We start from the raw sequence: 12632 nt of genomic DNA, 5'->3' as shown, positions 1-12632 counted from the left end.
CGCAACAATGCTCATGCAAACGCACGAAGCCCGCCTGGCAGCCCTCCGCGAGGAGCTGAAGCGACGTGGGCTCGACGGGTTCGTCGTGCCCATTTCCGACGAACACATGAGCGAATACATCGGCGCCTATGCCCAGCGGCTCCACTGGCTGACCGGGTTCGGCGGTTCCGCTGGTACCGCCGTGGTGCTGGCGGATGAGGCGGCGATCTTCACCGACGGGCGCTACACCGTGCAGGTGCGCGAGCAGGTGGACGGCAAGCTGTTCGATTACCAGAGCGTCCCCGCCACCAGCCCGGCGAAGTGGCTGGGCGAACACGCGCCCGAACGAGCGCAGATCGGCTACGATGCCTGGCTCCACTCCAAGGGCTGGGCCGAGGGTGTCGCCAAGGCGCTGGAGAAGAGGCACGCCAGCCTGGTGCCGGTGGATGGCAACCCGATCGACGCGGTGTGGGCCGATCGGCCGCAGCCCTCCACCGCTCCCGCGCTGGTCCACGACGATAGCCGGTCGGGCCGCAACAGCGCCGACAAGCGCGCGGAAGTGGCCGATTGGCTGAAGCGCGAAGGCCATGACGTGGCGGTGATCAGCGCGCTCGATTCGGTCGCCTGGCTGCTCAACATCCGCGGCACCGACGTCGAGCGCACCCCGGTCGCGCTGTCGTACGTGGTCGCCCATGCCGACGGAACGGCGGAGGTGTTCATCGGCGAAGACAAGGTTACCCCCGAACTCGCCCAGCACCTCGGCAATGCGGTCAGCATCCGCCCGCGCACGGCGTTCGAGAGCGCGTTGGCGGCGCTTTCCGGCAAGACCGTCGCCGTCGATCCCAACTACGGGGTGGCGGCGATCTTCCACGCGCTGGAGGACGCGGGCGCGCAGCCGGTCGCGGTGCGCGATCCCACGATCCTGCCGCGTGCGGTCAAGAACCCGGTCGAGCAGCAGGGGCACCGCGATGCGCAGGCACGCGACGGGGCGGCGATCGCGCGCTACCTCCACTGGCTGAGTGTCGAAGGGCCGAAGGGCGGGCTCGACGAGCTCACCGCCGCGGCCAAGCTGCGCGAATTCCGCGATGCCAGCGACATCCTTCGCGACCTGTCGTTCGACACCATCAGCGCCGCCGGTCCCCACGCCGCGCTGCCGCACTACCGGGTGGACGAGGAATCGAACATCCCGATCGCGCCCTCCAGCATCTACCTGTGCGATTCGGGCGGCCAGTACCTCGACGGGACCACCGACATCACCCGCACGGTGTGGATCGGCCCGGGCGAACCCTCGGCAGAGCAGAAGGACCGCAACACCCGCGTCCTCAAGGGCCACATCGCGATCGCCCGCGCGGTGTTCCCGGCCGGCACTGTTGGCGGCCAGCTCGATGCCTTTGCGCGCCAGTTCCTGTGGGCCGCGGGCGTCGATTATGCCCACGGCACCGGCCACGGGGTGGGCAGCTTCCTGTCGGTTCACGAAGGGCCGCAGCGGATCGCCAAGATCACCGGCGCGCAGGCCGGCAGCGACCAGGAACTGCTCGCCGGGATGATCCTGTCGAACGAGCCCGGGTATTACAAGGAAGGCGCCTACGGCATCCGGATCGAGAACCTGGTGCTGGTGGAACCGCGCGAGATCGCGGGCGCGGAAGGCGACTACCTAGGGTTCGAAACGCTGACCTTCGCACCCATCGACCAGGCGCTGGTGGAGGTATCGCTGCTCACGCCTGAAGAGCGCGAATGGTGGAACAGCTATCATGCGCAGGTGCGCAGCGTGCTCGCCCCGCAGCTCGACGGAGAGGTGCTGGCGTGGCTGGAAGAGGCTTGCCGGCCGCTCTGATGTTCGCGTATTGTTCCGCCTGGTTCGAGTCGCCAGCAGGAGCATAGTCATGATCGGATACGTCACCCTCGGCACCAATGACCTCGCGCGGGCCGCGCCGTTCTACGACGCGATCGCCGCCGAACTGGGCGTGGGGCGGATGATGGAATTCGATACCTTCATCGCGTGGGGCGAACCCGGCGGCGCGGCGGGAATCGGCGTGACCAAGCCGTTTAACGGGGAAGCGGCCTCCATCGGCAACGGGGTGATGGTCGCGCTGGGGGCGAAGGACGAGGCGCAGGTCCAGCGGCTGTACGACATCGCGCTCGCGCATGGCGGATCTTGCGAAGGCGCGCCCGGCACGCGCGGCGGCGGGTTCTACGCCGGTTACTTCCGCGATCCTGACGGCAACAAGCTCAACGCCTTCGTGATGGCCCCGCCGCAATGAGCGGGATCCGCCTCGAAGATCGCCCGATCCATCTGGGCCGCGGCGCGACCGCGGTGCCCCAGCCGGCGTTCACGGGCATGGACTGGTATCAGGGCTACGGCGAACGCCACGATGGCGACGGGCCAGACGGGCGGCTGGTGAGCTGCCACGAATTCACCGGCAGCTGGGACAGCTGGGAGATGCATCCCGCTGGCGAAGAAGTGGTCCTGTGCCTCGAAGGCGCGATAACCCTGCATCAGGAGCATCCTGACGGAACCACCGCCAGCGTCACGATCGAGGCGGGGGAGTACGCGATCAACCCGCCCGGCACCTGGCACACCGCTGACATCGCCGGCCGCGCGAAAGCACTGTTCATCACCGCCGGCATCGGGACCGAGCACCGCCCGCGCTGACTTGCGCGCTGGTGAACGCCGGGGCTGGCGCGTTACACTGTGCGACAATTCTCCGGCTACGCGGCATAACCGTGCGACATGACGGGCCTAGAACCGTCGGCATGAGTTGCGCGGAGCCGGTGGGTTTTCCTCCCCCTTCCCCGCCGGGTCCCGCAGCTCTCCCCCGTTTCTTTTCCGGAGAGTTCGTATGCGTAAACTGACCCTTTCGATCGGCGCCGCACTGCTCGCCACCACCGGCGTCGCCATCGCCGCGCCGCAGATCGCCAAGGCCGACATGACCCGCGCCGAAGCCCAGGCTAAGGCCGCCGAGCGGTTCGCGAAGATGGACGTCAACAGCGATGGCAAGCTCGACCGGGCCGACCGCGCCGCGCGCCAGGCCCAGCGGTTCGACCGCCTCGATGCCGACAACAACGGCACCGTCAGCCGTGAGGAATTCGCCGCGAAGCACGGCGAGCGTCGCCAGGGCGCACAGGCTGCCCGCCAGGGCGGCGACGGCGCCCAGCGCATGGGCCGCCGCGGTGGCCACGGCGGCAAGATGGGCATGGCCCGGATGGCTGACACCAACAACGACGGCGCGATCAGCCAAGCGGAGTTCACCGCCGGGGCGCTGACGATGTTCGACCGGCTCGACGCCGACCGGAACGGCACCGTCACCCAGGCCGAGCGCCAGGCCGCCCGCGCCGCGATGAAGGCGCAGTGGCAGCAGCGCCGCGCTGGTGCGGCCACGCAGGGCAACTGAGGTTACCGGACGGCAGGCGCGCTTGCGGGCAGCCTGCCGAACGGGCACCAGATGACGCCGTGACCGAACCTGTGTCCACTCGCATCCTGCTGGTCGACGATGAGGCCACGCTGCGCGAACCCCTGGCCGCCTATCTGGCGCGCCAGGGGTTCGTGGTGCGCGAAGCCGCCAGCGCCGCTGCCGCGCGCGCCGCGCTGGTGGAGGAGGTGCCCGACCTCGTTCTGCTCGACATCATGATGCCGGGAGAGGACGGGCTGTCGCTGTGCCGCCACCTGGCCGAAAGCAAGAGCGTCCCGACCATCCTCCTCACCGCCAAGGGCGAACCGACCGACCGCATCGTCGGGCTTGAGATCGGCGCCGACGACTACGTGGTGAAGCCGTTCGAGCCGCGCGAGCTGGTCGCGCGCATCCGCTCGGTCCTGCGCCGCGCCGCCCGGCCGCCCGCCGCGCCCGAGGACGACGCGCTGTACGAGTTCGAAGGCTGGCGGCTCGATCCGCTGAAGCGCCGCCTGGCCGACCCGGACGGCGCGACGGTGCCGATCTCCACCGCCGAGTTCCGCCTGCTGACGGCCTTCCTCGACCGGCCGAAACAGGTGATCGACCGCGACCGCCTGCTCGACCTGGTGCAGGGGCGCGAGGCGCACCTGTTCGACCGCGCGGTCGACAACCAGATCAGCCGGCTGCGCCGCAAGATCGAGGAAGATACCCGCAATCCGCACTTTATCCAGACGGTGCGCGGCGGCGGCTACCGCTTTGCCGCCGACGTGCGCCGGATCGCCGCCCAGTGATTTCATGGCCGTGAAAATCTGGCCGCGCAGCCTGCTGGGCCAAGTGCTGGTCGCGGTGGCCGCTGCGCTGCTGGTGGCGCAGGCCATCTCCGCCGCGCTGCTGCTGCGCGCGGGCGACGAGCGGCGCGAACAGCGCGTGGTCAGCTCGCTTGCCGCCCAACTGATCGCGGCGCAGGGCGCGCCGGGGCTGACCGGGCTCGGCCCGCGCCGCGATGGCGGCGACCGTCCGCCGCGCGGGATGCGGCGCTTCCGGTTGCAGGTGAGCGCCGCCCCGCCCGCGATTCCCGCCGATCGTCCCGAACCCCGCATCACCGCCGCATTGCGCGACATCGCCGCCGAGCAGGGGCTCGATGCCGCCCGCCTGCGCGTCGCCAGCCGCCCGGCGATGAGCGATCCGCGCGTGCTGGAGCGCCTCGCGCGGGGGCGGCCGGTCGGTCTCGACAGCTCCTTCGCTGACGCGCGCATGGTGCTCGCGAGCCTGCCGGTGGGCGGCGGGCAGTGGGTCACCGCGCGCGCGCTGGTCCCCGCGCGGGAACGCGGCGCGCTGAGGGCGCTGGTGATCCAGACCGCGGTGCTGTTCGGCGTGCTGATGCTGGCGATCGGCCTGCTGCTGCGGCGCATCACCCGCCCGCTCGCCGCGCTCACCCGGCGGGTCGAGCAGTTCGCCGTGCGGCAGGACGCGTCGGATCCGCCCGCACCGCAGGGGCCCGACGACGTCCGCCGGCTGATCGCCGCGCACAACGCGATGGAAGCGCGGATCGTCGGCATGCTGGATGAAAAGGACGTCATGCTCGGGGCGATCGGCCATGACCTCAAGACCCCGCTGGCGGCGTTGCGGGTGCGCATCGAATCGGTCGAGGACGATACCGAGCGCGCGCGCATGGCCGATACGATAGAGGACATTACCCGCACCCTCGACGATATTCTCAGCCTCGCGCGGGTCGGCCGCGCGACCGAGCCGCCCGAACGGACCGAGCTCGCCGCGCTCGCCGCGTCGGTGGTCGAGGAGTTCGAGGACATGGGCGATCCCGTCGAGCTGGCCGAGGGGCCGCGCGTCGTTGCGCCGGTCCACGTCACCTGGGCCAAGCGGGCCCTGCGCAATCTCATCTCGAACGCGGTCCGCTACGCCGGCAGCGCCACGGTCGAGGTGTCGCGCGAGGGTGGGCTGGCGATCCTGCGGGTGAGCGACACCGGGCCGGGCATCCCCGAAAGCCGCATCGCCGCCATGACCGAACCGTTCACCCGGGGCGAGGCCAGCCGCAACCGCCAGACCGGCGGCGCGGGCCTTGGCCTCACGCTCGCGCGGGCGATCGCCGAAGCGCACGGCGGGCGGCTGGTGCTGGCGAACCGCCCCGGCGGCGGGCTGAGCGCGGAGCTGCGCCTGCCGCTCTAGCGTTCCCCCGTCTAGCGCTCTTTCGTGGCCGAGAACGTCAGTTCGGGGTTCTTTTCGACCTGATAGTTCACGTCCCACGGGCTCTTGGCCATGAACACCGGGTCGCCGTCGCGGTCCTTGGCGAGGTTCGCGCGGTTGAAGTCGGTGAAGGTCTTCAGCGCGGCATCGCTGCCCTTGACCCAGCGCGCGGTGGCGAACGGGGCCATTTCCAGCGCGGCTTCCACCTTGTATTCCGCCTCCAGCCGCGAAACCAGCACGTCAAGCTGCAGCTGGCCGACCACGCCGACGATCCACTGCCCGCCGATCTCGGGATAGAACACCTGGATCACGCCCTCTTCCGAAAGGTCGTCGAGCGCCTTCCTCAACTGCTTGGTCTTGGTCGGATCGCGCAGCACCACCCGGCGCAGGATCTCCGGCGCGAAGTTGGGCAAGCCGGTGAAGCGCACGTCGTTCTTTTCGGACAGGGTATCCCCCACCCGCAGCGTGCCGTGGTTGGGGATGCCGATGATGTCGCCAGCTTCCGCGGTGTCGGCGATCTCGCGGTCCTGCGCGAAGAACAGGATCGGCGAGTGAACCGCGATGGGCTTGCCAAGGCCCGACGGGGTCAGCTTCATGCCGCGCTTGAAGGTGCCCGAAACCATCCGCATGAATGCAATCCGGTCGCGGTGCTGCGGGTCCATGTTGGCCTGCACCTTGAACACGAAACCGGTCACCTCGTCGCGGGTCGGCTCGATCAGTCCCTCGCTGCTCGGCTGCGCGCGCGGCGGCGGCGCGAACCGGTCGATCGCCTGGATGAGTTCGGTGACGCCGAAGTTCTTCAATGCGCTGCCGAAAAACACCGGGGTCAAATCGCCGCTGCGAAACGCCTCGAGGTCGAATTCTGGGTAGCCGCCTTGCGCCAGCTCGGCCTCGTCGGCGAAGGCCTGCGGCATCGGCTCCCGGTCGCGCCGGCCGAGGTATTCCTTGCTCGGTCCATCCGGGCGGGCGATGTCGCCGCTCGCGAAGTCGAGCACGCCTTCGAACACCCCGCCCATGCCCACCGGCCAGGCCTGCGGACTGACGTCGAGCGCCAGCATGTCGGCCACCTCGTCCAGCAGGTCGAAGGCGCTGCGCCCCTCGCGGTCCACCTTGTTGACGAAGGTGATGATCGGGACGCTGCGCAGGCGGCACACCTCGAACAGCTTGCGGGTCTGCGGCTCGATCCCCTTGGCGGCGTCGATCACCATGATCGCCGAATCCACCGCGGTCAGCGTGCGGTAGGTGTCTTCGGAGAAATCCTCGTGCCCCGGGGTGTCGAGCAGGTTGAACACCGTGCCGTCTTTCTGGAAGGTCATCACGCTGCTGGTCACCGAAATGCCGCGCTGCTGCTCGATCTTCATCCAGTCGGACCGCGCCCGCCGCGCCTGTCCGCGCGCCTTCACCTCGCCGGCGAGGTGGATCGCGCCGCCCTGCAGCAGCAGCTTTTCAGTGAGCGTGGTCTTGCCCGCGTCGGGGTGCGAAATGATCGCGAAGGTGCGGCGGTTGGAAGTCATCGGAATTTCCTGCGTCATCCCGGCCAAACCCGGGATCGTGTCGAGCGGGGCGCCTGGCCGGACGAGGTCCCCCCAGGGGCCGGGACGGCGGACGGCGTGCTAATCGTGCGCGCGCGCCACCCGGAACCCGGCGAAGTCCTGGTTCACCGGCATCAGTTCCAGCCGGTTGATGTTGAGGTGCGGCGGCAGTTCGGCGATCCAGCGGATGGTGTCGGCGATATCCTGCGCGGTCATCGGGTTGACCCCGGCGTAGAGCGTGTCCGACGCTTGCTGGCTGCCGGTGCGCACCAGGGTGAACTCGGTCTCGACCATGCCCGGCTCGATGCTCGTCACCCGCACCCCGGTGCCGTGCAGGTCCGCCCGCAACGCCAGCGTGAAGTGGTTGGCGAACGCCTTGCTGCCGGCATAGACGTTGCCGCCCGGGTAGACGTAGTTACCCGCGACCGAGCCGATGGTGATGATCGCGCCCTTGCGCGCGATCAGCCCCGGCAACAGCTTGCGGGTGACGGTCACCATCGCGGTCACGTTGGTGTCAATCATCGTCTGCCAGTTGGTGAGGTCAGCGTGCTGCGCGTTCGACAGCCCTTGCGCGAGACCCGCGTTGTTCACCAGCAGGTCGATGTCGCGAAACCCTTCGGGCAGCGCGGCGAGCGCGGCGTCGAGCGCATCGGTGTCGCGCACGTCGAACACGGCCGGGTGCACCTTGTCCGCGCCCAGTTCCGCCACCAGCGCATCCAGCCGCTCGGCCCGCCGCCCGGTCGCGATGCAGCGCCAGCCGCTCGCGACCAGCGTGCGCACGGTGGCCGCGCCGATCCCGGCGGTCGCTCCGGTGACCAATGCGGTCTTCATGCTCTCAGCTCCGCGCCCAGTTTGCCCGCCGCACCGATGATCTTGTCGGCGATGCCGGTGAGATCGGCTTCGGTGTAGGTTTTGTCGCCGGGCTGCAGGACCACCTCGACCGCGAGCGATTTCTTGCCTTCGGGAATACCGGCGCCGCGGAAGTCATCGAACACGCGGGCGGCGACGACGTTGACCTTGTCCGCCCCCTTGACCGTGCGAACGAGGTCGCCCGCCGGCAGCGCCTGATCCACCAGGAACGCGAAGTCGCGGGTCACCGCCTGCAGCGCCGGCGGGGCGTAAGCGGGCCGGACAAAGGCAGCGTTCTTTTTCGGCGGGATCGCGTCGAAATAGATCGAACAGGCCGCGACCGGCACGGACACGTCGAACGCGCGCAGCAGCGACGGGTGGACCATGCCGCAGCGGCCCAGGATCGTCTTCGGCCCGAGGCGCAGCGTGGCCGAGCGACCGGGATGCCACAGTGCCCCCGCCTCGCCCATCACCTGAAGATTGGCGACCGGCGCTCCCGCGGCGGCAAGCAAGTCGAGACACAGCGCCTTGGCGTCGAAGGCGTCGAACGGCTGCGGCTTGCCGGTCTGCCAGTCGCGCGCGGTGCGGTGGCCGGCAAGCACCGCGACCAGGGTCGGAAGCTCCCCATCGCTGGTGTAGCGGCGCCCGATCTCGAACAGGCGCAGGCTGTCGGCACCGCGATCGAAGTTGCGCCGGACCGCCTTCAGCAGCCCGGGAAAGAGCGACGGCCGCATCACCTTCAGCTCTTCACTGATCGGGTTCTCGAGCGTCCACACGCCGCCGCCGACCGCAGCCGCGTCGGCCGGGGAAACGAACGACCAGGTGATCGCCTCGTTCAATCCCGCGGCGGCGGCGGCACGGCGCACCTTGCGTTCGCGGATCTGCTCGGGCGTCGCGGTCGGACGGGCCACCCCGTCAGGGCGGGGCAACGGGGTGGAGGGCACGTTGTCGAGGCCGTGGATGCGGACCACCTCCTCGACCAGGTCGGCGGCGCCTTCGACGTCATGGCGTCGCAGCGGCACGGTGACGTGCCAGTCGTCGGACACTGCAAAACCCAGGCTTTCGAGGATGCGGCGCTGTTCGGCCTCAGCCACCTCGATCCCGCCGAGGCGTTGGGTAAGGCCGGCGTCGAACGCGATCGTCTTGGGCGTGCTCGGCGGCGCGCCCACCCGCATGACCTGCGTGATCCTGCCGCCGCAGTGGCGCTTGATCAGATGCGCCAGGATCGTCAGCGCCTCTTCCAGGAACGCCGGATCGACCCCGCGTTCGAATCGCGAGCGTGCATCGGATGCCAGACCCAGCTTGCGCCCCGTCGCGCCGATCCGCGCGGGATCGAAATAGGCGATCTCAAGCAGAACATCGGTGGTGCCGGGCGTGACCGCCGAATGCTCCCCGCCCATGATCCCGGCGATGTCGTGCACGCCCTGGTCATCGGCGATCACCGTCATCGTCTCGTCGAGCGTGTAGGTCTTCTCGTTGAGCGCCAGCACCTGTTCGCCGGCGCGCGCGCGGCGAGCGACCACCGGCCCGCTCAGCCGCGCCAGGTCATAGGCGTGCGATGGGCGGCCATAGGTCAGCATCACGTAGTTGGTGATGTCGACGATGGCGGAGATCGGGCGCTGGCCGGCGGACTTGAGCAGCCGCTGCATCCAGTCCGGGCTCTCGCCATTTGTGACGCCTTCGATCACGCAACCATAGAATGCCGGGCAGCCCTCGGCATCGTCGATCCGGATCTCAGCCCGGCCGCCCGCGGGTCCGTCCAGCCGGGGCAGATCGGTCTCGGCGAAGGTGCCAATGCCCGCCGCGGCCAGATCGCGAGCAATGCCGTAAACGCCCATGCAGTCGGGGCGGTTGGGGGTGATCGCCACGTCGAACACCGGCGACGTGCCGTGATACCTCGCAAAGTCCGCGCCGACCGGGGCATCGGCGGGCAGCTCGATGATCCCGTCGTGCTCCTCGCCCAGCTCCAGCTCGCGGACCGAGCACATCATGCCGTTGGATTCGACTCCGCGAATGGCGCTCTTGCGCAGTTCCATCCCGTTCGCCGGCACCACCGCGCCCGGCAGGCCGAGCACGCCCTTCATCCCCGCGCGCGCGTTGGGCGCGCCGCAGACCACCTGCAACGGCTCGCCGTCTCCGGTAGAAACGGTCAGCACCTGCAGCTTGTCGGCTTGCGGATGCGGAGCGGCGGTCAGCACCTCGGCTACCCGGAAACCGGCGAGCTTGTCCGCCGGATCCTCGATCCCCTCGACCTCGTGGCCGATGCGATTAAGCGTCGCCGCGATCTCGGCCACCGATGCCTCGGTGTTGAGGAAGTGCCGCAGCCATTCGAGCGAGAACTTCATTGGCGCGCTCCCACTCCGCCCGACAGCGTCGGCTGGTCGAACGCCGAAAATCCGTAGTGCGCCAGCCAGCGTCCGTCGCCGTCGAAGAACGCCCGCAAATCGTCCATCCCGTATTTCAGCATCGCCAGCCGGTCGACGCCGACCCCGAAGGCGAAGCCCTGCCACTGATCGGGATCGAGCCCCGCGAATTCGAGCACCCGCCGGTTGACCATCCCTGATCCGAGCAGCTCCATCCACCCGTGTCCCGGCGCGTCGCCATCGCCGCCCAGCACGCGCCGCCCGCCCACATCCTGCCAGCCGACATCGACCTCGACGCTGGGCTCGGTGAACGGGAAATAGCTCGGCCGCAGCCGCAGCACGATGTCGTCGCGTTCGAAGAACGCCTTGAGAAACGTTTCCAGCGTCCACTTGAGGTGGCCCAGGTGAATGCCCCGATCGATCACCAATCCTTCGACCTGATGGAACATCGGCGTGTGGGTGGCATCGGAATCGGACCGGTAAACCCGGCCCGGCGCGATGATCCGCAAAGGGGCACCGTGCTCGACCATCGAGCGGATTTGCACCGGCGAAGTGTGCGTGCGCAGCAACATGCGGCGCTGCCCAGACCCAGGTTGAACCTCTTGTGCGTCGACTTGCTGCGGGAAATAGAAAGTGTCGTGCATCGCCCGCGCCGGGTGGCTTTCGGGCATGTTGAGCGCGGTGAAGTTGTGCCAGTCGTCCTCGATCTCGGGCCCGGTCGCGACCGCGAAGCCCATGTCGGCGAAGATCTCCGCCAGTTCGTTCATCACCTGGCTCACCGGATGAACCGAGCCTTTGGGGCTGACCGGCGCCGGCAAGGTCAGGTCGATCACCTCGGCCGCCAGCCGCGCCTCCAGCGCCGCGCTCTCCAGCGCCGCCTTGCGCGCCTCGATCGCCTCGCTGATCGCGGCACGCGTCGCCTGGATGCGGGGGCCCTGCTCCTGCCGCTCCTCCGGCGACATGCCGCCCAGGGTCTTCAGGGCGGCGCTGACCCAGCCCTGCTTGCCCAGCGCGGCGATCCGCTGCGCTTCGAGTGCATCGGCATCGCCAGCGGCGGCGATCGCGGCCAACGCTTCGGTCAGCCGGGGGTCCTGTTCAGCAGTAGTCATAGCGTGCACGCCCCTAGGGATGCAGGCGCGCTATCGCAATCGCGCATACGAAAAGGGGCGCCGCGAGCCAGAACCCGCAGCGCCCCGTTTGTTCTGTCACGCCGTGATCAGGCCGGCAGGGCGGCCTTGGCCTGCGCGATGATCGCGGTGAAGGCACCGCCTTCGTTCATCGCCAGGTCGGCCATGACCTTGCGGTCCAGTTCGATGCCCGACAGCTTCACGCCGTGCATGAACTGCGAATAGGTCAGCCCTTCGGCGCGGACTGCGGCGTTGATCCGCTGGATCCACAGCGCGCGGAACGACCGCTTCTTCACCTTGCGGTCGCGGTAGGCGTACTGCCCGGCCTTCTCGACCGCCTGGCGGGCGACGCGGATGGTGTTCTTGCGCCGGCCGCGATAGCCCTTGGCCTGGTCTAGGAGCCGCTTATGCTTCTGGCGAGTGGTTACGCCGCGTTTGATACGTGCCATTTGTCAGTACTCCTCAGCCCAGCCCGTAGGGCGCCCACTTCTTGATCACCTTCGCGTCTGCGTCGGAAATCACGTCGGTACCGCGGTTCTGGCGGATGTACTTGGCGTTGTGGCTGATCAGGCGGTGGCGCTTGCCGACGACACCATGCTTGACCTTGCCGGTGGCGGTGAGCTTGAAGCGCTTCTTCACGCCGCTCTTGGTCTTCAGTTTGGGCATTTTCGTCTCCTTTCGGGGACACGCTCGAACCAGCCCTGGCAGCCCTTGTTAGCCAGGCCAGCTGTGAATCACGTGTCGGTGAAGGGGGCGCCCCTAGTCGCCCATGCGCGAAAACGCAAGCGGTCGATCACCGCGCGACCAACCAGACGCCTGCCAGCAGAGCCAGACTGGCGAGGCTAAACAGCCCGGCGATGAGGTTGAGCCTGGGCCCGCCCAGCGGCCGGGCCGCATGCGCCTGCAGTCGCTGGCAAACCTTGCCCGCGCTGCGCGCGGCGGCGATAAACACCAGCACCCCGGTGAGCACGAAAACGCTCGCAATGACTCGAGCGAGATACGGCGGCTCCAGCTTGTCGAACAAGGCATGGAAGCCCACCCCGACGCCCACCGACGCAAGCCCGGTGCGTATCCACCCGGCGAACGTGCGCTCGTTGGCGAGCAGGGTGCGGTCCTCCGCCCATTCGGTGCGCTCGTGCGCCAGCCGTTCGCGGGAATCTTCGTCTGCGGAATCGGTCATGACGCCCAAGC

Annotated in this window: 13 protein-coding genes; 6 read left to right on the top strand and 7 right to left on the bottom strand. The window is 68.9% G+C overall.

Going from position 1 to position 12632, the window contains the following annotated elements; all coding sequences use genetic code 11:
- The first annotated feature begins 7 nt into the window (after positions 1-7).
- The 6 genes from E0504_RS01170 to E0504_RS01145 all read left to right on the top strand — a co-directional run bounded on the left by E0504_RS01170 (position 8) and on the right by E0504_RS01145 (position 5552).
- Positions 8-1813, top strand: coding sequence for an aminopeptidase P family protein (locus E0504_RS01170; RefSeq protein WP_131621604.1), 1806 nt, complete (start codon positions 8-10; stop codon positions 1811-1813).
- Between the two features lie 49 nt (positions 1814-1862).
- On the top strand, positions 1863-2240 hold the full coding sequence (locus tag E0504_RS01165; RefSeq protein ID WP_131621098.1) for a VOC family protein: 378 nt from the start codon (positions 1863-1865) through the stop codon (positions 2238-2240).
- The gene (locus E0504_RS01160) at positions 2237-2632 is read left to right on the top strand and encodes a cupin domain-containing protein (protein ID WP_131621096.1); all 396 of its coding nucleotides are present in this window, start codon (positions 2237-2239) and stop codon (positions 2630-2632) included. Before E0504_RS01165 ends, E0504_RS01160 begins: the two co-directional genes overlap by 4 nt.
- Positions 2633-2819: 187 nt before the next feature.
- Positions 2820-3371 (top strand): EF-hand domain-containing protein, encoded by a 552-nt coding sequence (locus tag E0504_RS01155; RefSeq protein WP_131621094.1) that lies wholly within the window; start codon positions 2820-2822, stop codon positions 3369-3371.
- Between the two features lie 59 nt (positions 3372-3430).
- Positions 3431-4159 carry a response regulator gene (locus tag E0504_RS01150; protein ID WP_131621602.1) on the top strand — a complete coding sequence of 243 codons (729 nt, stop codon included), beginning with the start codon at positions 3431-3433 and terminating at the stop codon, positions 4157-4159.
- Between the two features lie 4 nt (positions 4160-4163).
- On the top strand, positions 4164-5552 hold the full coding sequence (locus E0504_RS01145) for a HAMP domain-containing sensor histidine kinase (protein WP_131621092.1): 1389 nt from the start codon (positions 4164-4166) through the stop codon (positions 5550-5552).
- A gap of 11 nt (positions 5553-5563) precedes the next feature.
- Here the strand turns inward: E0504_RS01145 and E0504_RS01140 are convergent, their stop codons facing one another.
- The 7 genes from E0504_RS01140 to E0504_RS01110 form a co-directional block, all read right to left on the bottom strand.
- Entirely contained in the window at positions 5564-7084 is a 1521-nt protein-coding gene (locus tag E0504_RS01140) for a peptide chain release factor 3 (RefSeq protein WP_131621600.1), read from the bottom strand.
- A gap of 99 nt (positions 7085-7183) precedes the next feature.
- Positions 7184-7933, bottom strand: coding sequence for an SDR family NAD(P)-dependent oxidoreductase (locus E0504_RS01135; protein ID WP_131621090.1), 750 nt, complete (start codon positions 7931-7933; stop codon positions 7184-7186).
- Positions 7930-10296 carry a phenylalanine--tRNA ligase subunit beta gene (pheT, locus tag E0504_RS01130; RefSeq protein WP_131621088.1) on the bottom strand — a complete coding sequence of 789 codons (2367 nt, stop codon included), beginning with the start codon at positions 10294-10296 and terminating at the stop codon, positions 7930-7932. The genes E0504_RS01135 and pheT overlap by 4 nt, the downstream gene beginning before the upstream one ends.
- On the bottom strand, positions 10293-11423 hold the full coding sequence (gene pheS, locus E0504_RS01125) for a phenylalanine--tRNA ligase subunit alpha (protein ID WP_131621086.1): 1131 nt from the start codon (positions 11421-11423) through the stop codon (positions 10293-10295). The genes pheT and pheS overlap by 4 nt, the downstream gene beginning before the upstream one ends.
- 107 nt (positions 11424-11530) lie before the next feature.
- A complete protein-coding gene (gene rplT, locus E0504_RS01120; RefSeq protein ID WP_131621084.1) occupies positions 11531-11890 on the bottom strand; it encodes a 50S ribosomal protein L20 in 360 nt (119 codons plus the stop codon).
- Between the two features lie 13 nt (positions 11891-11903).
- Positions 11904-12107, bottom strand: coding sequence for a 50S ribosomal protein L35 (gene rpmI / locus E0504_RS01115; protein WP_131621082.1), 204 nt, complete (start codon positions 12105-12107; stop codon positions 11904-11906).
- Between the two features lie 127 nt (positions 12108-12234).
- Complete coding sequence (locus tag E0504_RS01110) at positions 12235-12621, bottom strand: YidH family protein (protein ID WP_131621080.1); 387 nt, start codon at positions 12619-12621, stop codon at positions 12235-12237.
- Positions 12622-12632: the final 11 nt, after the last annotated feature.

This window comes from Parafrankia sp. BMG5.11 (assembly GCF_004337455.1).
The sequence above is the reverse complement of the archived record's forward strand: the minus strand, read 5'-3'. Positions and strand labels throughout refer to the sequence as shown.

Coding starts and splice junctions, on each gene's coding strand:
- E0504_RS01165 (WP_131621098.1), top strand. CDS start 1,863: ATGATCGGATACGTCACCCTCGGCACCAATGACCTCGCGCGGGCCGCG.
- E0504_RS01135 (WP_131621090.1), bottom strand. CDS start 7,933: ATGAAGACCGCATTGGTCACCGGAGCGACCGCCGGGATCGGCGCGGCC.
- rplT (WP_131621084.1), bottom strand. CDS start 11,890: ATGGCACGTATCAAACGCGGCGTAACCACTCGCCAGAAGCATAAGCGG.
- E0504_RS01140 (WP_131621600.1), bottom strand. CDS start 7,084: ATGACTTCCAACCGCCGCACCTTCGCGATCATTTCGCACCCCGACGCG.
- pheS (WP_131621086.1), bottom strand. CDS start 11,423: ATGACTACTGCTGAACAGGACCCCCGGCTGACCGAAGCGTTGGCCGCG.
- pheT (WP_131621088.1), bottom strand. CDS start 10,296: ATGAAGTTCTCGCTCGAATGGCTGCGGCACTTCCTCAACACCGAGGCA.
- E0504_RS01145 (WP_131621092.1), top strand. CDS start 4,164: ATGGCCGTGAAAATCTGGCCGCGCAGCCTGCTGGGCCAAGTGCTGGTC.
- rpmI (WP_131621082.1), bottom strand. CDS start 12,107: ATGCCCAAACTGAAGACCAAGAGCGGCGTGAAGAAGCGCTTCAAGCTC.
- E0504_RS01155 (WP_131621094.1), top strand. CDS start 2,820: ATGCGTAAACTGACCCTTTCGATCGGCGCCGCACTGCTCGCCACCACC.
- E0504_RS01110 (WP_131621080.1), bottom strand. CDS start 12,621: ATGACCGATTCCGCAGACGAAGATTCCCGCGAACGGCTGGCGCACGAG.
- E0504_RS01160 (WP_131621096.1), top strand. CDS start 2,237: ATGAGCGGGATCCGCCTCGAAGATCGCCCGATCCATCTGGGCCGCGGC.
- E0504_RS01170 (WP_131621604.1), top strand. CDS start 8: ATGCTCATGCAAACGCACGAAGCCCGCCTGGCAGCCCTCCGCGAGGAG.